The following is a 22879-nucleotide window of genomic DNA, read 5'->3' on the forward strand; positions in this document are numbered from 1 at the left end:
CTTCGTCTTTTACACAGAGAAGATTACATCACCTTGAAACGCCAGCAAGCAGAATAGGGATCTTGTTTGTGTTACACTGCCGCCCCTATGCAAGCTCTGACAGTTCTCAACAAGAGTATCACCAACTGCACGGCCTGTCCTCGGTTAGTCATGTATCGACAGACGATTGCCCAGCAGAAACGGAAGCAATATCAGGATTGGACATATTGGGGGCGGCCGGTACCCGGCTTCGGAGATTACAACGCTCGACTTTATATATTGGGGTTGGCGCCTGCTGCGCACGGGGGGAATCGGACGGGGCGTATTTTCACCGGTGATCGGAGCGGAGATTGGCTGTATGATGCTCTGTATCGGTATGAATTCGCCAACCAGGCGACCTCGCAGCATAGAGACGACGGCCTATCGTTGAAGGATTGTTATATCGGCGCGACTGTGCGTTGTGCACCGCCTGGAAACAAGCCGGCACGGGATGAGTTTGAACATTGCAGCCTATTTTTGCGCGAGGAAGTGAGTCTTCTGAATCACCATCAGGTTGTGATTGCTCTGGGGAAGATTGCTTTCGATCATTACCTCAAGACCTGCCGGAGGCTGGGACACACGATACCCGCGCCGGCACCGAAATTTGGGCATGGTGTCGTCTATCAACTGCCCTGGGGTGTGACACTGCTCGGGTCCTATCATCCCAGTCAACAGAATACGTTTACAGGCAAGCTCACGCGCTCAATGTTTCATGCGGTGTTCCGGAAAGCCAGAAAAGAAATCGACCGCGCGTAGCGCGAAAAGAACATTAGGAGACCTCCATCTCGGACGAAGCCCCTTTCCACTCCTCTTGTGAGGACGTCCCTTAGCCAACCCTACTGCTGTCCTTTCGCCTTCCAGTCGTCCAAGAATTTCTTTAGTCCGGCATCGGTCAGCGGGTGTTTGAAGAGCGCTTGGAACACGCCGTATGGCATCGTGCAAATATGCCCTCCGGCTAACGCTGCTTCGACGACGTGTTGTGGATGACGGACGCTCGCCACTAATACGAAGGTTTTGAAATCATAGTTCTTATAGATCGTCAGAATCTGTCGAATCAGTTCCATGCCGCTCGAGCTGATGTCATCGAGCCGCCCGATAAAAGGCGAGACGCACCAGGCCCCGGCTTTGGCCGCCAGCAGCGCCTGAGTGGGAGAGAAGCAGAGAGTGACGTTTACTTTAATCCCTTCGGCCGCCAAGCGCTTCGTCGCCTTCAATCCTTCCGGGATCAGTGGGCATTTAACCACGATGTTTTTATGGATTTTGGCGAGCTCCTTGCCTTCCTTTACCATGGCGTCCGCCTCAACGCTTACGACCTCGGCGCTGATCGGTCCGTCCACGATCTTACAGACCTCTTGCAGCATTTCCCTGAAGCTCCGACCTTCCTTGACGACCAAGGAAGGATTCGTCGTCACTCCATCGAGTAATCCGAGGCTTGCCGCTTCTTGGATTTCCTTGACGTTGGCAGTGTCGAGATAGATTTTCATGTTGGTTCCTTTCTGCTTGGCGAAGAGATCGTGAGACGATACATCATTATCGGTCATTTTATGGAGAACGCAACTGCACTGCAAGAAGTCCGCATGAAAGTTTGACAGGCTTCTGAACGGGGGATAGTATTTTACGATTCACAGTTGATCATGGTTATTGGAGGAGATATCGCGATGCAAAGATTGGTCTGGTTGCTGTTGTTCTGCCTGTTCCTGTCAGCCTGCTCCGGGAAGAATCCCTATTTGGAAGCTTCTCTGAAACCGGCCGAACTTCAGGGGAAGGACAAGGGCTGGTTCGAAAAGAACTGGGGCGCGCCGGACGGCAAAGCGTCCCGGTTTTTTGGTGGGGAGACCTGGACTTATTATCGAATCGCAGGCGGGAAGTCAGGGCCGCCACTCTTCAATTTCTCCCCCAACGAATGCCAGATCACGCTCAAGTTTAACAAAGATGAGAAACTTTCAGACTATGCTTATTCAGGCTGCTGACCACGTTCGTTGCAAGAACGACAGCCTTTCCTTTCCAGTAACCGACGATGTTGAATCATTTCTGAGTAGTACACCAAGCTAGACAGGGTGTTCGCTCCGAAACCGCACCGCACACTCCTTGCTACAGAAACAATACTCCCGTCCTCCGATCGTTTCAATCATGGCAATCCGCTTCGGGACGAATATGTGACACACGGGATCTTCAAACATCTGATCTTGTTCTTCGTCTTGAGTTTGTACCGAGGATTTCTTCTGGGCCTCCGGAATGGGAGTTTTGAATCCGCGAAACATTTGGCGGAGCAGGAAGTAGAGAACAGTCAGGAGTAGAATGACAAGGATTAATCTATACATAGTGGCCTTCCGCACGACAGCCACAATACTATGAGAAGGTACGAGACTGTCAAGACGATCATCAATTGGCAATCACCTTATGATTCCAGTGAATCACGCGCAAACGGCCTATGTCTCTAGGTCCTATTGGGACTCTTGCCAGTGCCATCCAGTACTTCAGGAGGATTGGTTTCACCTATCCCTTGATGCTAGATTGCCGCCCATGAAGACCTGCGATAAATGCCATGGGGCGATGTTACCGGAACGAGCTGTGGATTTGGACGCCGGACTGGCGATCACGGTGTTTGCTTGTTTAAACTGTGGTCGTCGGAAAGCAGCGGACCAGGAACCCCGGCCGATCACGGCTCGACATTAGTCCTTCCTGTCACTTCACAAACCATTGTCTGCCAAGGGGTGGAACATTACGAGGCGCCCAATGCCCGTAGTGTATTTCCCCCCTAATACGGTAGATCATTGCTGCCTTACACCAGGGTCGAATCGTCACAGCTTCATAGGGAAGCCGATGACAACGATATCACGCTATAGCTAAGTCAGAAACCACCAGTACCCCTATATACACAAGCGATTCTTTCTTCTCGCATGACCTGGGATGGATTGATGTTGCGAGGTGGGATAATATTCGCGGTTTACCGGGAAGCTCAGTGGCCGCATTCCCGAACAAGAATGTGCGCCGGAGCATGTTGCAGAGTAGGATAGGTCGGATGTCCCGATGATGGGAGCAGCGGGGAAAGGGTAGTCTAACGGAGGCTCAGGACATCCATCATGTCATATAGGCCCGGTGGTTGGCGGACCACCCATCTCGCGGCACGCAGGGCTCCACGGGCGAATGTGTCACGGCTACTGGCTCGATGGGTGATCTCGATGCGTTCTCCCATGCCGCCGAACAGGACGGTGTGGTCGCCTACAATGTCGCCGGCGCGAATCGTTTGTATCCCGATCTCTCCTTTGGTTCGCTCACCGATCAACCCTTTGCGCGCATAGACTCCGACCTGATTTAAGTCGCGGCTTACTGCACGGGCGAGGACCTCGGCAATCTTGAGGGCCGTGCCGCTTGGCGCATCCTTTTTGAGTCTGTGGTGGGCTTCAATGACTTCAATATCGTAATCATCCCCCAGCGTTTTGGCCATTTCACCGATGACTTTGCAAATCAGGTTGATGCCGACACTCATGTTCGGAGAAAAGACGCAGGGGATTTGCTGAGCCAATGACCTCAGCTCTTCAAGCTGAGGAGATGAAAATCCTGTGGTTCCGACGACCATGGCCCTTCGGTGGCGAGCCACCGTCCGCATATGTTCCAACGTTGCTGTAGGAGCGGAAAAATCGATCACCACTTCGCCCCGCTCCATCAGAAGGGAGAGATCATCGGTGATAGGAAGGCCGGCGTGGCCTGATCCCGCAGTTTCACCTGCATCCTCTCCCATTGCCGGATGCCCTTTTCCCTCCAACGCTCCGGCCAGCATCAGAGCGGTAGAGTCCCTGATCAGCGATACCAGACGGCAACCCATGCGCCCGGCAGCACCCGCTACAATGACCTTGATCATCTTGTATCCATAAAACCAGCTTAAAGTTAGATCAATGCCGCGTCTTTGAGGACACGGATCAATTTCTCACGCGTGTCCTGAGCCATTGGGCAGAGCGGCAAGCGTAATTCCGGGTCAATTTTTCCCATGAGTCCCAGCGCTTCTTTGACCGGAATAGGGTTTGTTTCATAGAACAACGCAGCAAAGAGGGGAGAGAGCTGAAAATGAATCCGTCGGGCCTCGTCGATTCTCCCTTCGTCAAAAGCTTTCACAAGGCCGGCCATCTTCGTCGGCATGATATTAGCCGTGACGGTAATCACACCTTTTCCTCCAACCGCCATCATCGGCAGCGTGAGGGAGTCGTCGCCGGCCAGCACTGTGAGGCGATCACCGCACATCTGGACGATATCTGAGGCCTGTTGGACGGAGCCACTTCCTTCTTTGACCCCGACGATCGTCTTAATGGCCGAGAGCCGGGCAATCGTTGGCGGAAGCATGTTAACTCCGGTACGACCGGGGATGTTGTACAAGATTAAGGGAAGGTCCACGGCGTCCGCCACCGCCTTATAGTGACGATAGAGCCCTTCCTGAGTCGGCTTGTTGTAGTAAGGGGTAATGAGCAAGGCACCGTCGGCTCCGGCCTGCTTCGCATGTTTCGTGAGTGTGATGGCTTCTTCGGTGCTGTTCGAACCGGTTCCGGCAATGACCGGCACCCGCCGACGGACCACCTCGACCGTCAACTCAATCACCCGCTCATGCTCACCATGCGAAAGGGTGGCTGACTCACCGGTGGTGCCGCAGGGGACAATGCCGTTGGTACCATTGGCGATCTGCCACTCGATCAACTCGGCCAACGCGCGCTCGTCGACCTTTCCCTGTCGGAACGGCGTCACAATCGCGACAAGAGACCCGGTAAACATACTCACTCCGTTAGGTTGAGGAACGACGGAATTCTCTCACCTCGCACGAGGTCGTCGTACGTTTCGCGCTCCCGGATGACGTGAAATTCTCCGCCCTTGACGAGTACTTCCGGTACACGAGGCCGAGAGTTGTAATTCGAGGCCATCACGAAGCCATAGGCTCCGGCGCTCATGACCGCCAACAACTCGCCTGGTTTGATGCCCGGCAACGATCGATCCTTCGCAAGGAAATCCCCCGATTCGCAGACTGGCCCGACGATGTCCACCGTCCGTTTAGTCCGACGGACTGCTTCTTCCTGCACGGGGCGAATTTCGTGGTAGGCACCGTACAAGCTTGGTCGAATCAAATCGTTCATGGCGGCGTCGACGATGACGAAATTCTTCGTCTCACCGGTCTTTTCGTACAGCGCTTTTGTCACCAGGATGCCGGCATTCCCCACGATGACGCGGCCCGGCTCCATCACGAGCGTGACCCCCAAGCCTTCCACGAGCGGTGAAATCGCATCCGCGAGATCCTGCGGCAAAGGCGGTTTCTCCTCGGAATACGTGATACCCAGCCCTCCGCCGATGTTCAGGTAGCGGATGTTGATTCCGTGGCTTTTCAGCGTATCAATGAGCGCCACGACCTTTTTTAGCGAGTCGACAAACGGTGTGACCTCGGTCAGTTGAGAGCCGATGTGGGCATGGACGCCTACGACGTCGGTATGGCTCAGTGAAGAGGCCAATTTATATTCTTCCAGCGCCCGGTCCGATGCGATGCCGAACTTGCTTTTTTTCATCCCCGTCGAGATGTAGGGGTGGGTTTTCGGATCCACGTCCGGATTAATCCGCAACGCAATCCGGGCCTTCGTGCCGACCGAGGCGGCCACGTCGTTAATCGCTTGGATCTCAGCCGGTGACTCGACATTGAACATGAGGATGTCGGCTTTGAGCGCGTCACGGATTTCATCCGGCGATTTGCCGACGCCGGCAAAAACGATTTTAGACGCCGGCACTCCGGCTTTGAGGGCACGGAACAATTCGCCTCCCGACACGATGTCCGCACCGCTGCCTTCCTTTGCCATCATGCGAAGGATGGCCAGATTCGAATTGGCTTTCATCGCAAACGCGATGACATGCGGGATACTCTTGAAGGCATTGTCATAGGCATGGAAATGCCTGAGGAGTGTCGCGTGGCTATAGATGTAGCAGGGAGTACCCAGTTCCTTCGCCACGCGGCTGACCGGGACCTGCTCGCAGCATAATTCACCGTGGTGATATTCGAAACTATGCATCTCGTCATTTCCTTATGCTAGTTCAATGGTTTCAACCCTAAATGTTCTATCGTATCCCCACTGGCTGTGAGGGCGGCAAGTCAATGTCATGCATCCCTAGCGTCGGGTCCGGTTCAACCGAGTCTGCCGTCCGCCGTTCCGTCTCAAGGGCATGCTGCCGCTTCTGTTTGTCGATCGTGGGCGCAACTCCGACAGTTTCCGGCGGGACAGGAGATCCCACCACTCCGCAAGAAACCAAGAGTTCAGCCGACGCAAAAAGGACAAAAAGGACCAATACCCTCATGACAACAACCGCTCAAGCTCCTTGATTCGCTGCTCAACCCGTCCACGGGCGGTTCCGCCGATTTGTCCCTTGTGATCGAGTGCCGCCGCGGTCGTCAGCCGGGAAAACACATCCTTTTCGAACCGTTCGGAGAATGTCCGCAACTCTTCAAGTGAGAAATCCGTAAGCTCACGCCCTTGATCCAGCGCCGCCCGGACGATTCGTCCGGTGATCCCGTGCGCTTCGCGGAAAGGTACGCCCCTCATCACCAAGTAGTCGGCAAGTTCCGTGGCGAGCAGCCCGCCGCCTTGCAACGAGCGCGTCAGGGCCGCTTGGTTGACTTTCACCCGGCGCATCAATTCGGTCATCACCTGAAGGGAGCCCGTCACGGTATCAAGGGCGTCAAAGAGCGCCGGTTTATCTTCCTGTAGATCTCGATTATAACTTAGCGGCAAGGCCTTGAGCAGAGTCAAGAGGCTGACGAGGTGACCGTAGACGCGCCCGGTTTTCCCGCGGACCAGTTCGGGGACATCGGGGTTCTTCTTCTGCGGCATCATGCTGCTGCCGGTGCAGAAGGCATCGGGCAGATCGACGAATTGAAACTCCTGCGAGGCCCACACGATCAACTCCTCACTGAGCCGAGACAAGTGCATCATCACGATCGAGAGAGCCGATGCCACTTCAATCATGAAATCGCGATCAGACACCGCGTCCATACTGTTCTGGGTGACGGCCGGAAAACCTAGCAATTCAGCGGTGTATAACCGATTCACTGGATAATTCGTACCGGCCAAGGCTCCGGACCCGAGCGGCATGACATTGAGTCGGCTTCTGGCGTCACGGAGTCGTCCTTTGTCCCGCTCGAACATCTCCACATAGGCCAACAGATGATGGGCGAGCAGAACCGGCTGGGCACGCTGCAAGTGCGTATACCCGGGCATCGCGACGGTGCGATTGGCACCGGCTTGGGCCACCAATACGCGTTGAAATTCCACGACTCGCTCATGCAACCGGTCCAACTGCGTCCGCAAATATAAGCGAACATCCAACGCCACCTGATCATTTCGGCTGCGACCGGTGTGCAGCTTGCCCCCCAGCGGGCCGATCAGCTCGGTCAGGCGCCGTTCAATCGCCATGTGAATATCTTCATCATGCGGCAAAAAGGCGAATCGTCCACGCTCCAACTCTCGCTTGACCGATTCCAGCCCGCGAAGGATCGAGCGTGCTTCCTTGTGCGTCAAGACCCGGGCCTTCTCGAGAGTTTTACAATGGGCGATGCTCCCCAAGATATCTTCGTCATAGAGCCGGCCGTCGACCGTCACGGAACGGGTAAACGCTTCAACGACCCGATCGGTCTTTTCCCGAAACCGGCCGTCCCAAGCCTTCTGTCCGCCATTGGACGACTTCGGATGATGCCTACGAGTGGTCATCGGAAGGAGACCTTCTTTCTCTGCGCGCGGATCTTCAGTCGTAACGCGTTCAAGCGAATGAAACCTTCTGCATCTTTCTGGTTGTACACTTCGTCTTCTTCGAACGTGGCGATGTCGAGTCGATAGAGCGATTGCTTCGATTTGCGTCCTGCCAGCCCGCAGCTGCCTTTGTAAAGTTTGACTCGGGCGATGCCGGTGACATCCTTCTGGGCTTCATCGATCGCCCTCTGGATCATTTCACGTTCAGGGCTGAACCAATACCCGTTGTAGATCAGGTCTGCAAACCGTGGAATCAAGCTGTCACGGAAGTGGAGGACTTCACGATCCATCGTCAAGGACTCGAGCCCGCGATGAGCGACGTGGAGAATCGTTCCTCCCGGCGTTTCATAGACTCCGCGCGACTTCATTCCCACGTAGCGGTTTTCCACCAGATCGACACGGCCGATTCCGTGTGCGCCGCCCAACTTGTTGAGATGAGCCAGCAAGGCCGCCGGACTCATCTTCTTGCCGTCGACGGCGACGGGATTGCCCCTCACATACTCGACCTCGACTTCTTGAGGTTTGTCCGGTGCGTTTTCCGGGGATACGGTCATCTGAAAGATTTCATCCGGTGGCGACTCCCATGGATCCTCAAGAATGCCACCTTCATAACTGATGTGAAACAGATTCGGGTCCGTGCTGTAGGGCTTGGCCTTGGTCGCGGTCACCGGAATGCCGTGGCGCTCGGCATACTCGATCAGCTCCCGACGGGAGCGCATGGTCCACTCCCTCCAAGGCGCGATGATCTTCAAGTGAGGCGCAAGCGCCATATAGGTCAGTTCGAAACGCACTTGATCATTGCCCTTCCCTGTGGCGCCGTGCGACACCGCCTCGGCTTTTTCCTTGAGGGCGATTTCGGCCTGCCGGCGAGCGATCAGCGGACGGGCGATCGAGGTTCCCAGAAGATAGCTGCCCTCATACATCGCATTGCCGCGCAACATCGGGAATACATAGTCCTTGACAAAGGTCTCCCGGAGATCCTCGACGTAGACCTTCTTGACGCCAAGCGCTTGAGCCTTGGCCTTGACGGCTTTCAGATCCTCCCCCTGGCCAAGGTCGGCGCAAAACGCGATGATCTCGGCCTGATACGTTTCCTGCAACCACTTGAGGATGACCGAGGTATCCAACCCTCCGGAGTAGGCCAGGACGATTTTCTTGATCGGTTTCGGTGTCATAAGAAGTCCTATCGTGGGTCTTTCCTTCGACTGAGAAGTTGCGTCAGAATCGCCTTTTGCATGTGCAGGCGGTTTTCCGCTTGATCGATGACGACGGATTGTGGACCATCCAGCACCTCGGCGGCAATCTCTTCACCGCGATGCGCCGGCAAACAATGCATGACGATGGCATCGGGTTTCGCGCGTTGCAGCAGCCGCTTGTTCAATTGGTACGGCGCGAGCGTTCGCAGCCGTCTGGCCTGCTCCCGCTCGCGGCCCATGCTGATCCATACGTCGGTATACACCACATCCGCTTCCTTGACCGCCACATGGGGATTCTCCAGCACCTCGATGGACGCGCCGGTGGTCTGCCCCTCCATCCTTGCATGATCGATGACTCGCTGATCAGGCTGGTAGCCGGAAGGGCACCCGATGACGATGCGCATGCCCATCTTGGCGCCTGCTTCGATGAGAGAATTCGCTACGTTGTTTCCATCTCCGATATAAGCAAGACTGAGTCCTTTGAGTCGGCCCTTGAACTCTTGGATCGTCATCATGTCGGACAAGGCCTGACAAGGATGACTATGGTCTGTCAGTCCGTTGATCACCGGCATCGTGGCTTCTGTCGCCCATTCTTCGACAATTGAATGGTCATAGGTTCGAATCACGATTCCATCCAGATAGCGGGACAAGACGCGCGCCGTGTCGGAGACTGTTTCTCCGCGCGAGAGTTGAATGTCGCTCATGGGCAGCACGAGGGCATGGCCCCCCAGCTGGTTCATGCCCGCTTCGAAGGACACGCGCGTCCTTGTCGACGGCTTTTGAAATAGCAGGCCCAATGTCTTCCCACGGAGCAGCCGATGGGGGATCCCTTGGCGCTGTTTCTTCTTCAATGTCCCGGCCAAACGCATCAAGTCGAGGACTTGCCGCCGCGGCATCGTCGCGACGTCGAGCAAATCCTTGGCATAGTGCAAGCTGTCGCTTTTCCGTCGAACTGGTATAGCCATCAGTGGTGTGAATCTCTTCCCGTCGTCTGACGCTGGTTGAACAGAATGCCGAGAAGGTCGATGAGCTTGTCCACCTCCGGCTGTGTGATCACCAGAGGCGGCACGAAGCGAAGCACCCGCTCGGTTGCGGCATTGATCATCATGCCCCGGGCCAGTGCATCGGACACCACCGCTCGGGCGTCGACTTCCAATTCCATGCCTTGCAACAGGCCGAGGCCGCGCACATCTTTCACGATACGATGGCGATCTTTGCAGTCCGCCAATCCCTTTGCGAAGTACTCGCCCATGCGCCTCGCTTGATCCAACACTTTCCCTTCCAGGAGCACGCGGCAGACCGCCAGTGCGGCGGCACAGGCCAGGGGATTCCCACCGAACGTCGAGGCGTGAGAACCGGGCGTAAAGGCGGCAGCCACCGACTCTATGGCGAGGCAGGCTCCGATCGGCACTCCTCCGGCCAGGCCTTTGGCCAGGGTCATGATATCGGGTTTCACGCCGAGTTGCTCATGGGCGAAGAAGGTTCCGGTTCGTCCCATGCCGGTTTGAATTTCATCGAAAATGAGCAAGATGTCTCGATGTGTACAGAATTCACGAAGGTTTTTCAGATAATCCCTGTCGGCGACATACACGCCGCCTTCCGCCTGAATCGGTTCCAGCATGATTGCCGCGGTTTTCTCATTGACCATGGATTCAATCGCCGCGAAATCATTGAACGGCGCATGGGCAAAACCCGGCATCAGCGGCTCGAATCCTTTCTGAACCTTCTCCTGTCCCGTGGCGGTGAGCGTGGCCAGCGTTCGGCCATGGAACGAATTCTTCATCGTGATGACTTCAAATCGGTCCGGTCCATGCCGATCATGGGCGTACCGTCGTGCGAGCTTAATCGCCGCTTCATTGGCTTCCGCACCGCTGTTGCAAAAGAACACGCGGTCGGCGAACGAATGGTCCACCAGCAGGCGCGCCAGCTTCACTTGAGGCTCGGTGTAGTAGAGGTTGGACGTATGGATCAGTTGAGCGGCCTGGCGTTGAATGGCCTGAACCAGGTCGGGATGACCATGCCCCAACACATTGACGGCAATGCCGCCGACGAAATCGATGTACTCTCGCCCCTCCAAATCGTAGACCTTCGCGCCGCGCCCACGTACGATCGAAACCGGTTGGCGACTGTAGGTCTGCATCAAATATTTGGCGGCATCGTCTTTCAGCTCTTCGGTCGGCATAATGACGTATCCCCTTAAGAAAGAAAGGAAAGCTAGCACAGGCGCACGGGGAAGAGCAATAAGTGGAGGAGTCGGGAACAGCTTCCGACGCATGACTCACGGTTCCGGAATCAATCATGCGCGATAGGGCGTCTTCTCCAGTGACGAATGTGGTAAGCTGCGGCGCCATGACGGTGTGCAGCCAATGTAACCAACCGAACTCGGAGGAGGCCAATTTTTGCCATCACTGCGGCGCCAAGCTGACTGGCGCCACGGTTGCCGCCGAGACCGCTCCTGAGCCGTCCCCTGCCCGGCCGGCTCAGGACGATGAGACGCTGTGGCGACAGTTCATCGGCTCGAACGCTGACCACTATCTCACTGTGTTCAAGAAATTTTCGTCCGACGGCCAGCCACGATTCGCTCTCTCCTGGAACTGGCCGGCATTCCTGTATATCTCCTTCCTGTGGTTCCTGTACCGGAAGATGTACTTGCACGCGTTCGTCTACGCGGTCGGTCCGATGGTTTCCACGTATCTCACGGGAGATTTTTCCGCCGGCATCGTCTGGAGCATCATGGCCGGAGCCACCGCGAATTATCTCTATTATTGGCATTGCCGAGAGCACATCGGGGAAATCAAGAAAGCCGGCCGAATGGATCGCGCCGCACAAGAAACCGCGCTCAAGGAGGCGGGTGGAGTACAGCCGTATGTCGTCTGGGTCGGCGTGTTCTTCTACCTCATCTTCCTCGCGACACTGGTGAAGATGATTCAAGAAGGGCCGCCCGATCCGGATAAATCGCCTGGTCGACCGGCGAAGCAAGCAGTCAGGCTGCAGCAGGCTTGACTTGGCATGGTCGTTCAGTATTCAGTAATCCTTAGTTAAGGGGCGTCATGGAAATGGCAAAGGATGCGCGATGGCACGATTAGTGTTGCTTCGTCATGGGGAATCCCAATGGAATCTGGAAAACCGGTTCACCGGGTGGGTGGATGTGCCGCTTTCTCCTAAAGGTATGGAAGAGGCCAGGCAGGCCGGTGAAAAACTCCGTGGGTTTACGTTCGACCGAGCCTTCACCTCAGTTCTCACCCGCGCCAATGAAACATTGAGAATTGTGTTGGAAGTGCTCGGACAAACGACCGTTCCCATTGAGAAAGACAAGGCGTTGAACGAACGGATGTACGGAGACCTCCAGGGCTTGAACAAGGCCGAAACCGCCAAGAAGTACGGTGATGCGCAAGTGAAAATTTGGCGGCGAAGCTATGATGTGAGGCCGCCCGGCGGAGAAAGTCTGAAAGATACGGCTGAGCGGACGTTACCGTATTACGAGAAAATGATCAAGCCGCACCTGTTGAAGGGTGAAACCATCATCATCGCGGCGCACGGCAACAGTCTTCGTGCGTTGGTGATGGAGCTGGATCGATTATCCAAAGAAGAGGTGTTGGAACTCAATATTCCAACCGGTGTGCCCCTTCTGTACGAATTTGACGACATCGGGAAGGTGTTGTCACATCGCTATCTATGAACGAAGGAGCTTATCCCACCGCGTCGAGTAACCGGCCGTATTCCGCAGCCGGCGCATAGTCGATCAACAGCACAAGGAGTTTTTCTCGATCTTCCGGGGAAATGATCCCCTCATCTTCCATCAGGGACGCCGCTTCTGCGCAAATACCCATGTGATTGATACCTTCCTGATCCACGAGACACGCGTATCGCTTGCACCGTTGGGTCAATTCCGGTTGATACTCGCTCCAAGTGCCTGGCCCCAGCCGGCCGGAGTTCCACCACTCGTTTTGGATCGTCTCGAACAGCGTCTGCTTGATCGCAGGCCGGTACTTGGTCGGGATATGGGCGTCGATCGCCGCTAAGACCCAATAGAGATTCAACGATAAAATTTCACGCGCCATCCGCTGGATGGTGGAATCAGAGGTATCGATCCCATATTCCTCGAGTTGAGAGACGGCAATGGGGTGCGGCATGGTCCGGAACAGGGCGGCTGCAGCTTCGGCAGGAGTCATGGGCGGTCTCGTATCGTCGGAAGCATACTGCACCGCTTGTTTCACCATCAAGCAGTAGCTTGAACGCATCGTCACAGGTCATCTGAGAGTCAGGGAGGCCAATGTCGAACTCTTGAAAAAAACACTGGCATGGGCATTCCACACCGAGTAGGAGAGAGCAGAAATAGATCCATGGAGAAAACCTTGCAGCCCTGTTGCGTCAGCTCCAACTTGTCCGGCTGACACAGTCGGCATGTCGGTGGAACGAACGAGAAACGCACTTTAGCGAGGGCGATGCCGTCACCGTGATGTGTGGCAGGTGTGCGATCGACAGGACCATGCCGGCCATGGTTGGCCGACATGGTCGTCTGTTCAAATCAGCGATTCGCGACTTTTTGAATCATCCCGCCGTATTGGGATGTGCCTCGGGTGTTGCCGGACGTTTGTCCGTCTTTTTCACTGACGGAGGCGATCGGCTGGGGTGATTGGATCACGATAATTTCGACCCGCCGGTTCTTGCTCCGGCCTTCTTCCGTGTCGTTGGTCGCGATGGGTTGGGAGTCCGCGTACCCGACGGCCCTGACCCGGTCTGAGCCCAACCCGCCTTTGATCAGCGCTCGGCTTGCATTTTCTGCGCGTGCCCGAGACAGTTCAGTATTGTCCTTGAACGGTCGACGAGGATCGTACTTGACCGGTATGCTGTCTGTATGTCCGGCCACTTCGACGCTCTCGGGACGGAATTTACGCAAGGCCACGCCGATTCGCTTGACTAAGGAAGCCCCAGACGGCGTCATGGTCACTCGGCCTTTGCCAAACAGTTCGCCGGACGACAACGCCAGCGTGAGTTTGTCGCCGCGCTGCTCCAATACCACGGTGCCTCGCTTGAGTTCCTCCTGGAGGGCGGCCATCAACTTCTCATTGGCCTTGGTCAGGTCCGCTGTAGCGCGCGCCGCCGTGACGGTTTGCCGAGGAGCGTTCTTGCTGGAGGGATCCTGCTTCGCCAACTTCGGCAAGCTACGTCCTAGGCCGGCGAGTATTTGCTTGGCCTGGGCGAGCTGCAAGTTTCGAGCGGCCAGTTCCCGATCCATGGTGGTCTTGGCCAGCTGGAACTCTTGCTCTTTCGCCACCAACTGCAGGTCTAGGTCCGCGATACGTTGCATGGCCGTATCAAGCTGGTCGTTGTTGGTCGCGAACTGTCGCTCGATGTCGAGGACTTGCTGTCTGGCAAGCTCCAGACTGCTTCTCGTCCGATTCAATTCCTGCGACATTTGCTGATGGGTATCTCGTTGGGTACAGAGACCTGCCAGTTCCTGCTCCTTTTGATTCAGCTGCGCTTCCAACGCTTCGGCGCGAGTCTTTTCGGCAGTCGCCTGATTCGTGGCTGCAGCCGTTTTCTGTCGCAAAAGAGCCAATTCCCTTTCTTTGGCCGTGAGCTGTTGTTGGAGTTGCTCCAAGCGCGCCTTTTCTTTCTCAGCTTCCGCGGTTTCTTTGTCGGCTTCCAGAACCTGGCCCTGAGGAGGGTCGATTGTAATCGACGTCATCGGAGTGATCGACGGAGTGATCGACAAAGCCGATGAAGTCGCCGGAGCGGTCTCTTCGCTGTCGACTTTATGGGCGTACGCTCCTCGCCCATTGTCCGGTTGAGTGTGCCGAACCTCCGCCGGTCTTAAGAACCCGACGAGCATGGCCAGAAGAGCACCTTGCCCATTGTCTGATTGAACGGCGGCCGTTTGGCTATGGGCACTGGACTGGGTGGCCACGGCCAGACTGGATTCCGGTCCATTCATCACCGCAAGGGTGAAGAGAAAAGCGAAGACGATTGGCTTCATCATCATGTCTCACCTCACTGAAAAAGAATAAGTGGCGGCTATTCTTCAAGAAGTTCAAGAACCCAAAATTTCGAGAATCCAAAGGCATTAGATCCACTCTTTCCTGTTCATACGGCACCCCGTCCGCGAAGAAAACAGAAGAAAGCGCTCCGACTAATACACTGGAACTAATGCTTGATACGTTCTCTTGAAATTACGGTTGGTATTAGAAATTTCTACTATGACCTATACGCCGTCCGGCGCCACTTTGCAACTGTCGAGTTTCGGGTGCGATGATACCAGCAAGGCAGGTAGGCGTGACGGTGGTTCGATTCAGTGACTTGACCTGAGGCAATACGTAAAGTAATGGTACGTACGGAGATCAAGCACACCACACCTAGTGTTTGGTCTGATGAACATCTGAGAGAAGCATCGTTCTACGTTTCTACTCTCCGGGATTTCGATAACCTCCGTCCGGATAGCGCCGTCGATACGTTCCGATAATGGCACATAGCTGCCCTCCTCCTTCCCGCTGGATCTGTTCAGATACTGTGAATCGAAAGTGATACGCCACGCGTAGTGACTCCTTGGCGAAACAGCAGGGCAATCACCGAAATTCACACGCTCTAGGAAATTTTTCACGGCACGATCTTTGTACCTACGCTTAAACGTTACGTCACTTTCGAGTGAACTAGCTCTCGCAGGATGGCAAGGCCAGCATATGTTTCTCCTGGCGACTTCGGGCGCTGGAGTAGGGGAAACGAAATGCGAATAGCCGTATCGACCGTCGCGCTCTAGTAGCATTCCTAGTTGTTTGTAAGCCTTTGTTATGCGATACGTTCAAATCCATTCCATCGATCAGAGATGTTTAGGTGTGCAAGTGGAGAGCACACGAAGGAGGACCTTATGCTCACAGTCAAGAGCCCGTTCGTTCAGCAGACGTTGGCGGCGATTACCCTCGTCCTCGTTCTTGGAGCTCTCTCGATGATCTGGCCGGGCATCATTGCCCTCGTTCTCGGTGTATTCCTGCTGCTCCAATCCTTCGGTGCCGAACAGGAGATTGCGGTACTGTTTTGGACCGAGGTTGACCATTTGCCGATCATTCTCGCCACTTTTCGGCGCCCCGGTCTTCCGGCGATGTTTTCGTGACGCGTTCGAGCGGTGCCTGCGTCACTTAAGCACACTTTTCTGGGAGCCGGATCGGCTCGGTGCTAATGATTCACGACGCAGAGTCTCCATTCGTACGAGAAGTCGAGACACGCCTGCCTATTATCCACCGGATGTGTCTGTCACATGCCTCGCTCTCGTGGGTATCGTGCGGCGTGAGCCGGTTTGCCACAAGCCGTGAGGAACAAAAGGCGATCGGAAAGGGTTTCGCAGAGGCTTTCAAGCGAGCATCGGCAAATAATCGGCCTAGGATTGGACGAGATCTCCATACAAGGGAGGGACAGCAATGACAATATATAAGCATTTCACGGCAATTTGCGTTGGTTTCGCAGCATGGTCTTGGTTCACCGTGGGTGCAAATGGGCAGGAGGGGCAACCCACGCCACCTCAAAATACCAGCCGTCCAGCCGCCGTCGTGTCGACGAGCGACATCCCCTGGCATGACTTAACGTGGGTGGAACGACGCTATAAGATCGAGGCGATGCGCTTTAAGGCTCGAGACGAAACCGGCATCGACTGGCCTGGCAGCGATGAGGTAATGGTCGGCGTTTCCGACATGGAAGGCTATGCACATTCCAATGAGATCGGCGACATCGATTCGGGAGACACGCACCGCTTCGACCCCGAGAAAAGCTGCATCGTTGCCGTGCGTCCCGGGGAGGTCATTCTGGGCGAGACATCGCTATGCGACGACGTGGGGAGACCTGCGCCACTGAATTTTCGGGTCGAGCTCTGGGAGCAGGATTTTCCTTACCCGTCTTTTGGGTTTGAGAACTATGTTTGTAGCGACTCAACAAAACATCACTACACAGGTCACTGTTTACACGAATACTATGATGGCGATGACTTCATCGGCAGTGCCCAGGTCGACCTATCCATCCACGACCTCGAAATAGGACTGCCCAATGTCGGCGATGAATATATCGAAACCATCGTGCTGAAACCTTGCAGAGGCGCCGACGTGTGCGATGTAACATATGGTCCGGACTACAGCTTCACCTACCGCATCACGCGTTTACCGGACGTGAAGATGGGGCTGCACGGGGTGCTGACCGAAGCGATGCGCAAGATCGGCGCACGCTCGGAACTCGAAGCGATCGCCGCCGGATTACGGGCCTTACGTGCGCCGAGCCCACGCAAGGTTGAGTCGGAGGGAGGTGCGATGCCCATCAAACGTTAACGGCTGCCGCTGTTGTAATGGTTCGGATTGGACTGCCAGGAGTCTTTTATTGCGCGAAGTCATGTGTGTTTCGTTTTGTCTGTTGCATGATTAGGAACCGAATGACTGGAACCTGGTGCGTGCTATCGCCCGTTTCCATCGAGGCTGCGGATCAACACGGCGCGGCCATGACGGTCGAGCCAAGCCTGAATGCGATCGCCCACATGGGCCGGTCGGTCGATCTTGGTATTCTCATCATGCGGAATACGGATATCCCGATCTAGAGCATCGCGAATCAAATACGCGCCTCCCTCAAGTGCCTGCACTTGGCCACTCACTGACGTGGAAGACGGCTGCCCGGCGCATAGAGCCACACGTTGCTGCTCACCCAAGGTTCCGGACACAATCCCCATCCCGAGATATTCCTGCTGCGATGAATGTTCCTGTACGGTAGTCTGAACACAGCCTGTCGGAACGATGAGCATGGCAGGCAGCAACACGGCATGTCGGCAAGCGGTGAGGACTGACATCATGGGTTATACCTCCGTATGTTAACGATGGGAGTTGGTGACAGACAGGTGAGATGCACACTGTGTCATCACTATTCCACGTAGAGACGTACGGCTCAAGACAATGAGGGAAATCCAACTGCGGGGAGATGCAGTGTCAGGCACCGGGGCCAATAATCGGAGAAAGGACCTTATGACCCAGAAGTGAGGCGGGAGTCATTTCTCATGGGGCGTTCGCGATTCGTGTCACAGCGAGTTCACGCCGCTTTGGCAGGACGCCAGCGGAGACCGACGTTCACGAGTTCCTGCAATAGGTCCTTATATTGATAGTCGACTTTTTTTGCCGAATCGGCAAAGTCTTCATCTTCTGCGATTTGGGGGTTGGGATTGGCTTCTAAGACGTAGAGTTGTCCGTCAGCATCCATTCGCATATCGATCCGAGCATAGCCGCTGAGTCCAAGTGCCCGATAGACACGTTTCGCCAAATCTTGAATCTCTGCGGTCTTGCCATTTGGCAAACTGTTCGCTTCGCGAGACGTAATGCCGTACTTCTGCTGATACTTGCGGCTCCATTTGACGCGCTCGGTCGCGATACGTTTGGCATCCTCCGGCAATTTGTCCATAATGAGCTCCCACACGGGCAACACCTGTAACTGTCCATTGCCGATAACGCCCACATAGAACTCGCGACCTTCGACATATCGTTCGATCAGCGCCCCACTGCCGACACTATTGTGGATGAACGCCACGCGCTCACTTAGTTTGTCGTCGTCCTCGACGATCGAGGCTTGGGAAATACCCAATGAGGCTTCCTCACAGACCGATTTGACGATCAACGGGAAGGACAGCCATTTCGGCCGCTTTACCGTCCGTCCGTGTGGGACTTCGATGAATTCGGGATACGGGATTCGGTGAAAAGACAGCACCTTCTTCGTGAGCGCTTTGTCTCGGGCCAACATCAGCCCGCGCGGGTTGCATCCGGTGTAGGGGAGGCGCAGGAGTTCGAGGTATGACACCACATGCTGATCATAGACGGCCACGCCGTCGAACTCTTCCAAGAGATTAAAGGCGATATCCGGCTTCCAGTTCTCGATGGCCGAGTGAATCACCTCGAGATCGCTCTTCACTCCCAGGGGGTACACCTCGTGACCCAGTTTCTTCAGTGTCGAGACGACGTCATATTCCGTCCGCCACGCAACCGACTTGAGGTCGTGACCGTTCACTTGATCCGGTGGCACGAGATCCTTGTGCATGAGAACGAGCACCCGCAACCGCTTCATAAAGCCACCCGATGCCGTCCACTACGCAGAAAGTTCATGGTGTGTACGGTCAGAAGGATGGTGAAATCGAGCTTGGCCTGTTCTTCAGCCACGGGTACCCGGAGGTTCAATTCCCGGCATCGCCTGATCATATCCTCGAGCACCTGATCGATCGTATATTGGTACTCACCGGTCCAACTCGCCACCTTTCGGCGCACTTCTCTGCGAAAACGGTTCAAGAAGGTTGCGGCACATGGCTTGTTGGCATGGTTCGGCATGGTGGAGAACAGGCGCTTCAAGTCCGGATCGTACTGCGACTGCCGCTCGATGCCATAGTGTCTTCGTTTCCGGTCATAGTGCTCATGAAGGGTTGTCTTTAAACTGGAAAGTGGATCGACTTCTTCGTGAGTGGTCACGAATGGAGAGACCCCGCGAAGCTCCTTCATAAGCCCATCGACGTACCTCAGCTTCTTGAGTACGGGCCAGCTCCGGTACCGCTCCTCCCATAAGGAGTCCGGCGTCAGCCAGACGGCGAAGGTTTCGGCAAAGTCTTCGTCCGGGTGGCTTTGGGCGTACCATAAGTCCAAGTGGCGGACGAAGCTTCGGCTATAGGGCCGGGGTGAGTAGTACATCGGGTATCGTTGCGACGACTTCCCAAAAACAGCCTGGCGGGTTTTGCGTCGGCGGATCTTGTAGGCATTTTCGATCGCGTGCCCCGCTTCGTGACGAAGGATGCGCAGGCACCATTCCATCGTTCCACCTTCCACTTCCAACATTTGAGACTGCTCGAGTCTTGCGAGGCGAGGGTGGGCCAGATAGAAGGGGATAGCGATGCCCGGCACTCCATCCGGAGTGAACCACTCGTTGGAAAGCCAAAAATGGGGGCGGAACAATAGTCCACGGCTTTCCAGTTCGCGAATCAATTCAGCGATGGGTTGCTCGAGGAATCCACCCTTGAGCCCGAGGTGAAGATCACGCATGGAGAGTTCCAATAGAACATCATCGGACCAGGAGGACCATTTAGGATCATCCTGGCCGATGATGGGAGTCTTCAGAACGTCGGAGCCCGTACGGTCCATGAAAGCCAAGCCTCTAAAATGCGCTTATTTTCCCGTCATAAAAAATATAGCATGCAGACTTCGCTTTGCCGGTGAGACGTTTCTCGGGAAGGGAAGGAGATTGACGAGCAAAAAATTGTACAAACAGTTCGAGTTTGAACCGAACTTAGGGCTTGAATGACCGCGGGGTTCCCTGAATCCGCGGGAGTCGGGCCATGAGCGCCGGCATGGATTCCCAAATGTGCTCGATAACCTGCGCCACATACGCCCGTGCTTCGGTGATATTACGCTCCCAATCAGAGAGAGCTTCGTGCAGATCAAGGATCGGGACTTCTTTGTCGAACGCGATTTCCTGGAAGAGCGGAGCGATCAACCCGAATTGTTTCTCGATGAACCTCTCGGTGACCCATTCCCATGGCGATAATGAGATCATGCCGGTCGATCAATCTTTGGTCAGCCGTCGCGGATATGTGCAGATGGATCGGCAGTCATGCTTCGAAAGACGTTGCTGGTACACCCGAAGAGGACCGATTGCACCATTGACGGCACGTAGGCGGTTCGTTCAACCTTTTTCCAACTGGACCATCGACAGGACGGTAATGGGGCCGCTACAATCCCGCCATGATCGTCCCGCAGACGTCAATATCAATGCCTAAATTAGACGAAGCAACGGAGAAGGTCCAAACTCGCCTCTGCCGACTGGTGGGGCAGGCCGTTGCCGACTATCGCCTGATTGAAGAAGGCGACAAGGTGATGGTGTGCCTGTCCGGCGGCAAGGACAGTTATGGTTTACTGGACATTCTGCTCGTCTTGCAACGCCGAGCGCCGATTCGTTTTGAGGTGGTGGCCGTCAACCTCGACCAACGTCAACCCGGTTTTCCGGAACATGTGCTCCCTCAGTATCTGACGAGCCGCGGAATTGCGTTCCATATTGAATCCCGTGATACCTATTCCATCGTGAAGCGACTCGTCCCCGAAGGGCAGACGACGTGCGCGTTATGTTCCCGCTTACGACGCGGCCACCTCTATCGCATTGCGACTGAGCTGGGCGCCACGAAGATCGCGCTCGGTCATCATCGCGACGACATTATTGAAACTTTGTTCTTGAATCTGTTCTATACCGGCAAGCTGAAGGCCATGCCGCCGAAGCTGCGCTCCAAGGATGGGCGACATCTCGTCATTCGCCCGCTGGCCCTCGTCAAAGAAATAGACCTTGCGCGCTATGCCGAGCTGAGAGCCTTTCCAATCATTCCCTGTGATCTGTGCGGCTCTCAAGAGGATTTGAAACGAAAAAAGGTGAAAGCCTTTCTTCGACAATGGGAGCAGGAGTCGCCTGGCTGTACGGACAGCATCGCCGCGGCATTGACCAACGTTGCGCCATCTCTCTTGATGGACTCTCGTCTCTTTGATTTCGGATCCCTCTCATCAATGAGAAGCAATCAGTCCGAAGGCGATGCCTGGTTGGATCAAGAACCGGTTCCTCACTAAATGCAATCCGATCAAGTCTGTGCTGATCAGTGTCCTCCCATCTGTTTAATTCACTAATCCGTTCATTGATTGCATTGCCACGGGTCAGCACCGTGTCCCTACGTGTCCCTAAAGGACCGATCTGGGATCGGACCAGGGCTTTAACTAGTTTACACTGGAGCTAAACGCAGCATCATGGGCGGAACAGCATAGAGAATATGAAGAAAACTTCATCATCTTCTAATGCACTCTTCATATTCGAGGAGGAGAGTACATATGGGAGGAGGTGAAGATCCATGCCAACAGTGTTTTTCGTGGTGATCGCAATGGCCGTCATTGCAGGGACGATAGAGTGGGCGAGGTGGAGTTTCAACGCGAGTAAACGTGGCCGAATGGTTCCCATCCGTCGAGTCGTCAGTGTGTTCGCACTCCTTTCGGGTCTGCTGCCTGGCGTGGCGGGCGCACATGGCAATGTCACCCTGGAAGAAGACACCTGTATCCAACGAGTGGGAGGGAGTCTTATTCATTTCAATGCCTATCAACCTCAAAATGAGGCAAGAGCTCAATATTGTACGGATATCCCCGGTGAAGGCGACACGTTCCTCGTGGTGGATCTGGTCGATCCAAGCCTGCGTACCATGCCGGTGGGAGTGCGGGTTGTAAGGGGATTGAGCGAGGCCGCTGACGATCAGACAGTGGCCTACTGGCCACCCTCGATTCATCCGGACGGAGTGGTCAGAGGTGAAGCCAAGTTGGTTAAAGGACTCTACAAGTTCATTATCACCCCGGAAGGGCTCAGTCCTTCATCCTATTTGTTACGAGTACAGCAGTTTGATTACGCGACAATGACTCGGAAAGCCATCGGACCACTGACCCTTCTACTTCTTCTCATTATAATCGGCTACGAACTCTCGAAATCCAAGCGATGGAGGAGCCGGTGGGGTTCAGCGTAAATCATGTCATGAAAGCCCGCGCTGACGCGGAAGGTAAGTTTAACAAGGAGGTTTAACCATGGCGGCATCAAGCGATAGGGGATATGATATTTCGCAGTGGTACGACTCGAGACCGGCCAAGATCGGCTGGTTTTCGATGTTAGCAATCGGGGTGTTTTGGGTGCTGTACCAGCGGGCGTTCGGGTACTCGCACGGGTTGGACTCCATGACCCCGGAATTCGATTCGGTGTGGATGGGGTTGTGGCGGTTTAACATCATTGCGAACGCGCTGTTCTTTGCGGTGACCATCGGATGGATCTGGACCACGCGCGACCGAAATCTGGCCAATCTCGATCCGAAGCTGGAGCTGAAGCGGTACTTTTACTGGA

Annotated in this window: 25 protein-coding genes and 1 pseudogene; 9 read left to right on the forward strand and 17 right to left on the reverse strand. The window is 55.2% G+C overall.

Features of this window, described 5'->3' with window-relative positions; genetic code table 11:
* Nucleotides 1-87 precede the first annotated feature (87 nt).
* Nucleotides 88-774, forward strand: a complete 687-nt coding sequence (locus A4E19_21050) for a uracil-DNA glycosylase (GenBank protein OQW36833.1) — start codon at nucleotides 88-90, stop codon at nucleotides 772-774.
* Between the two features lie 80 nt (nucleotides 775-854).
* On the opposite strand, the gene A4E19_21055 is transcribed toward A4E19_21050, so the two are convergent.
* Nucleotides 855-1502, reverse strand: coding sequence for a fructose-6-phosphate aldolase (locus A4E19_21055; GenBank protein OQW36856.1), 648 nt, complete (start codon nucleotides 1500-1502; stop codon nucleotides 855-857).
* A 174-nt stretch (nucleotides 1503-1676) separates the two neighbouring features.
* Between A4E19_21055 and A4E19_21060 the strand changes: the two genes are divergently transcribed.
* Nucleotides 1677-1988 (forward strand): hypothetical protein, encoded by a 312-nt coding sequence (locus tag A4E19_21060; GenBank protein OQW36834.1) that lies wholly within the window; start codon nucleotides 1677-1679, stop codon nucleotides 1986-1988.
* A gap of 78 nt (nucleotides 1989-2066) precedes the next feature.
* Here A4E19_21060 and A4E19_21065 read toward each other — a convergent pair whose 3' ends face one another.
* The 9 genes from A4E19_21065 to A4E19_21105 form a co-directional block, all read right to left on the reverse strand.
* Nucleotides 2067-2339 (reverse strand): hypothetical protein, encoded by a 273-nt coding sequence (locus A4E19_21065; protein ID OQW36835.1) that lies wholly within the window; start codon nucleotides 2337-2339, stop codon nucleotides 2067-2069.
* A gap of 737 nt (nucleotides 2340-3076) precedes the next feature.
* Complete coding sequence (locus A4E19_21070) at nucleotides 3077-3880, reverse strand: 4-hydroxy-tetrahydrodipicolinate reductase (GenBank protein OQW36836.1); 804 nt, start codon at nucleotides 3878-3880, stop codon at nucleotides 3077-3079.
* A 26-nt stretch (nucleotides 3881-3906) separates the two neighbouring features.
* Complete coding sequence (locus A4E19_21075) at nucleotides 3907-4779, reverse strand: 4-hydroxy-tetrahydrodipicolinate synthase (protein ID OQW36837.1); 873 nt, start codon at nucleotides 4777-4779, stop codon at nucleotides 3907-3909.
* A 2-nt stretch (nucleotides 4780-4781) separates the two neighbouring features.
* Nucleotides 4782-6053 (reverse strand): diaminopimelate decarboxylase, encoded by a 1272-nt coding sequence (locus A4E19_21080; GenBank protein OQW36838.1) that lies wholly within the window; start codon nucleotides 6051-6053, stop codon nucleotides 4782-4784.
* Nucleotides 6054-6099: 46 nt separating this feature from the next.
* The gene (locus A4E19_21085; GenBank protein OQW36839.1) at nucleotides 6100-6336 is read right to left on the reverse strand and encodes a hypothetical protein; all 237 of its coding nucleotides are present in this window, start codon (nucleotides 6334-6336) and stop codon (nucleotides 6100-6102) included.
* Nucleotides 6333-7745 carry an argininosuccinate lyase gene (locus A4E19_21090; protein OQW36840.1) on the reverse strand — a complete coding sequence of 471 codons (1413 nt, stop codon included), beginning with the start codon at nucleotides 7743-7745 and terminating at the stop codon, nucleotides 6333-6335. The genes A4E19_21085 and A4E19_21090 overlap by 4 nt, the downstream gene beginning before the upstream one ends.
* On the reverse strand, nucleotides 7742-8959 hold the full coding sequence (locus A4E19_21095) for an argininosuccinate synthase (protein OQW36841.1): 1218 nt from the start codon (nucleotides 8957-8959) through the stop codon (nucleotides 7742-7744). Before A4E19_21095 ends, A4E19_21090 begins: the two co-directional genes overlap by 4 nt.
* 8 nt (nucleotides 8960-8967) lie before the next feature.
* Nucleotides 8968-9945: an ornithine carbamoyltransferase gene (locus A4E19_21100; GenBank protein OQW36842.1), complete on the reverse strand. Its 978-nt coding sequence runs from the start codon at nucleotides 9943-9945 to the stop codon at nucleotides 8968-8970.
* Entirely contained in the window at nucleotides 9945-11162 is a 1218-nt protein-coding gene (locus A4E19_21105; GenBank protein OQW36843.1) for an acetylornithine aminotransferase, read from the reverse strand. Before A4E19_21105 ends, A4E19_21100 begins: the two co-directional genes overlap by 1 nt.
* Nucleotides 11163-11329: 167 nt before the next feature.
* On the opposite strand from A4E19_21105, the gene A4E19_21110 reads away from it, so the two are divergent.
* On the forward strand, nucleotides 11330-11983 hold the full coding sequence (locus tag A4E19_21110; protein ID OQW36844.1) for a hypothetical protein: 654 nt from the start codon (nucleotides 11330-11332) through the stop codon (nucleotides 11981-11983).
* A 70-nt stretch (nucleotides 11984-12053) separates the two neighbouring features.
* Complete coding sequence (locus A4E19_21115) at nucleotides 12054-12659, forward strand: 2,3-bisphosphoglycerate-dependent phosphoglycerate mutase (protein OQW36845.1); 606 nt, start codon at nucleotides 12054-12056, stop codon at nucleotides 12657-12659.
* 10 nt (nucleotides 12660-12669) lie between these two features.
* Here A4E19_21115 and A4E19_21120 read toward each other — a convergent pair whose 3' ends face one another.
* A complete protein-coding gene (locus A4E19_21120; GenBank protein OQW36846.1) occupies nucleotides 12670-13200 on the reverse strand; it encodes a hypothetical protein in 531 nt (176 codons plus the stop codon).
* Nucleotides 13201-13508: 308 nt separating this feature from the next.
* Nucleotides 13509-14966: a hypothetical protein gene (locus A4E19_21125; protein OQW36847.1), complete on the reverse strand. Its 1458-nt coding sequence runs from the start codon at nucleotides 14964-14966 to the stop codon at nucleotides 13509-13511.
* An 879-nt stretch (nucleotides 14967-15845) separates the two neighbouring features.
* Between A4E19_21125 and A4E19_21130 the strand changes: the two genes are divergently transcribed.
* Both A4E19_21130 and A4E19_21135 read left to right on the forward strand, forming a co-directional pair.
* Nucleotides 15846-16088: a hypothetical protein gene (locus A4E19_21130; GenBank protein OQW36848.1), complete on the forward strand. Its 243-nt coding sequence runs from the start codon at nucleotides 15846-15848 to the stop codon at nucleotides 16086-16088.
* 304 nt (nucleotides 16089-16392) lie between these two features.
* Nucleotides 16393-17286 carry a hypothetical protein gene (locus A4E19_21135; protein OQW36849.1) on the forward strand — a complete coding sequence of 298 codons (894 nt, stop codon included), beginning with the start codon at nucleotides 16393-16395 and terminating at the stop codon, nucleotides 17284-17286.
* Between the two features lie 122 nt (nucleotides 17287-17408).
* On the opposite strand, the gene A4E19_21140 is transcribed toward A4E19_21135, so the two are convergent.
* From A4E19_21140 to A4E19_21155, 4 genes are all read right to left on the reverse strand, one after another.
* Nucleotides 17409-17798, reverse strand: coding sequence for a hypothetical protein (locus tag A4E19_21140; protein ID OQW36850.1), 390 nt, complete (start codon nucleotides 17796-17798; stop codon nucleotides 17409-17411).
* 233 nt (nucleotides 17799-18031) lie between these two features.
* A complete protein-coding gene (locus A4E19_21145) occupies nucleotides 18032-19054 on the reverse strand; it encodes a D-alanine--D-alanine ligase (protein OQW36851.1) in 1023 nt (340 codons plus the stop codon).
* Nucleotides 19051-20013, reverse strand: coding sequence for a hypothetical protein (locus A4E19_21150; protein OQW36857.1), 963 nt, complete (start codon nucleotides 20011-20013; stop codon nucleotides 19051-19053). Before A4E19_21150 ends, A4E19_21145 begins: the two co-directional genes overlap by 4 nt.
* 244 nt (nucleotides 20014-20257) lie before the next feature.
* Nucleotides 20258-20524: a hypothetical protein gene (locus A4E19_21155; GenBank protein ID OQW36852.1), complete on the reverse strand. Its 267-nt coding sequence runs from the start codon at nucleotides 20522-20524 to the stop codon at nucleotides 20258-20260.
* Nucleotides 20525-20712: 188 nt separating this feature from the next.
* Here A4E19_21155 and A4E19_21160 point away from each other — a divergent pair, with 188 nt between their 5' ends.
* On the forward strand, nucleotides 20713-21579 hold the full coding sequence (locus A4E19_21160) for a tRNA 2-thiocytidine(32) synthetase TtcA (protein OQW36853.1): 867 nt from the start codon (nucleotides 20713-20715) through the stop codon (nucleotides 21577-21579).
* 172 nt (nucleotides 21580-21751) lie between these two features.
* Here the strand turns inward: A4E19_21160 and A4E19_21165 are convergent, their stop codons facing one another.
* Entirely contained in the window at nucleotides 21752-21961 is a 210-nt protein-coding gene (locus A4E19_21165) for a hypothetical protein (GenBank protein OQW36854.1), read from the reverse strand.
* Here A4E19_21165 and A4E19_21170 point away from each other — a divergent pair.
* Nucleotides 21951-22511: a hypothetical protein gene (locus tag A4E19_21170; GenBank protein OQW36855.1), complete on the forward strand. Its 561-nt coding sequence runs from the start codon at nucleotides 21951-21953 to the stop codon at nucleotides 22509-22511. The two genes, A4E19_21165 and A4E19_21170, sit on opposite strands and share 11 nt — an antisense overlap.
* Before the next feature lie 58 nt (nucleotides 22512-22569).
* Nucleotides 22570-22879 (forward strand): annotated as a pseudogene (locus tag A4E19_21175) (methane monooxygenase/ammonia monooxygenase subunit C).

Origin of the sequence: Nitrospira sp. SG-bin1, assembly GCA_002083365.1 — a bacterium.
Lineage (GTDB): Bacteria > Nitrospirota > Nitrospiria > Nitrospirales > Nitrospiraceae > Nitrospira_D.

Bases quoted from the DNA above. Each gene is read 5' to 3' on its own strand.
- A4E19_21050 (OQW36833.1), top strand. From the start codon at position 88: ATGCAAGCTCTGACAGTTCTCAACAAGAGTATCACCAACTGCACGGCC.
- A4E19_21055 (OQW36856.1), bottom strand. From the start codon at position 1,502: ATGAAAATCTATCTCGACACTGCCAACGTCAAGGAAATCCAAGAAGCG.
- A4E19_21060 (OQW36834.1), top strand. From the start codon at position 1,677: ATGCAAAGATTGGTCTGGTTGCTGTTGTTCTGCCTGTTCCTGTCAGCC.
- A4E19_21065 (OQW36835.1), bottom strand. From the start codon at position 2,339: ATGTATAGATTAATCCTTGTCATTCTACTCCTGACTGTTCTCTACTTC.
- A4E19_21070 (OQW36836.1), bottom strand. From the start codon at position 3,880: ATGATCAAGGTCATTGTAGCGGGTGCTGCCGGGCGCATGGGTTGCCGT.
- A4E19_21075 (OQW36837.1), bottom strand. From the start codon at position 4,779: ATGTTTACCGGGTCTCTTGTCGCGATTGTGACGCCGTTCCGACAGGGA.
- A4E19_21080 (OQW36838.1), bottom strand. From the start codon at position 6,053: ATGCATAGTTTCGAATATCACCACGGTGAATTATGCTGCGAGCAGGTC.
- A4E19_21085 (OQW36839.1), bottom strand. From the start codon at position 6,336: ATGAGGGTATTGGTCCTTTTTGTCCTTTTTGCGTCGGCTGAACTCTTG.
- A4E19_21090 (OQW36840.1), bottom strand. From the start codon at position 7,745: ATGACCACTCGTAGGCATCATCCGAAGTCGTCCAATGGCGGACAGAAG.
- A4E19_21095 (OQW36841.1), bottom strand. From the start codon at position 8,959: ATGACACCGAAACCGATCAAGAAAATCGTCCTGGCCTACTCCGGAGGG.
- A4E19_21100 (OQW36842.1), bottom strand. From the start codon at position 9,945: ATGGCTATACCAGTTCGACGGAAAAGCGACAGCTTGCACTATGCCAAG.
- A4E19_21105 (OQW36843.1), bottom strand. From the start codon at position 11,162: ATGCCGACCGAAGAGCTGAAAGACGATGCCGCCAAATATTTGATGCAG.
- A4E19_21110 (OQW36844.1), top strand. From the start codon at position 11,330: ATGACGGTGTGCAGCCAATGTAACCAACCGAACTCGGAGGAGGCCAAT.
- A4E19_21115 (OQW36845.1), top strand. From the start codon at position 12,054: ATGGCACGATTAGTGTTGCTTCGTCATGGGGAATCCCAATGGAATCTG.
- A4E19_21120 (OQW36846.1), bottom strand. From the start codon at position 13,200: ATGGTGAAACAAGCGGTGCAGTATGCTTCCGACGATACGAGACCGCCC.
- A4E19_21125 (OQW36847.1), bottom strand. From the start codon at position 14,966: ATGATGATGAAGCCAATCGTCTTCGCTTTTCTCTTCACCCTTGCGGTG.
- A4E19_21130 (OQW36848.1), top strand. From the start codon at position 15,846: ATGCTCACAGTCAAGAGCCCGTTCGTTCAGCAGACGTTGGCGGCGATT.
- A4E19_21135 (OQW36849.1), top strand. From the start codon at position 16,393: ATGACAATATATAAGCATTTCACGGCAATTTGCGTTGGTTTCGCAGCA.
- A4E19_21140 (OQW36850.1), bottom strand. From the start codon at position 17,798: ATGATGTCAGTCCTCACCGCTTGCCGACATGCCGTGTTGCTGCCTGCC.
- A4E19_21145 (OQW36851.1), bottom strand. From the start codon at position 19,054: ATGAAGCGGTTGCGGGTGCTCGTTCTCATGCACAAGGATCTCGTGCCA.
- A4E19_21150 (OQW36857.1), bottom strand. From the start codon at position 20,013: ATGCGTGATCTTCACCTCGGGCTCAAGGGTGGATTCCTCGAGCAACCC.
- A4E19_21155 (OQW36852.1), bottom strand. From the start codon at position 20,524: ATGATCTCATTATCGCCATGGGAATGGGTCACCGAGAGGTTCATCGAG.
- A4E19_21160 (OQW36853.1), top strand. From the start codon at position 20,713: ATGATCGTCCCGCAGACGTCAATATCAATGCCTAAATTAGACGAAGCA.
- A4E19_21170 (OQW36855.1), top strand. From the start codon at position 21,951: ATGGTTCCCATCCGTCGAGTCGTCAGTGTGTTCGCACTCCTTTCGGGT.
- A4E19_21165 (OQW36854.1), bottom strand. From the start codon at position 21,961: ATGGGAACCATTCGGCCACGTTTACTCGCGTTGAAACTCCACCTCGCC.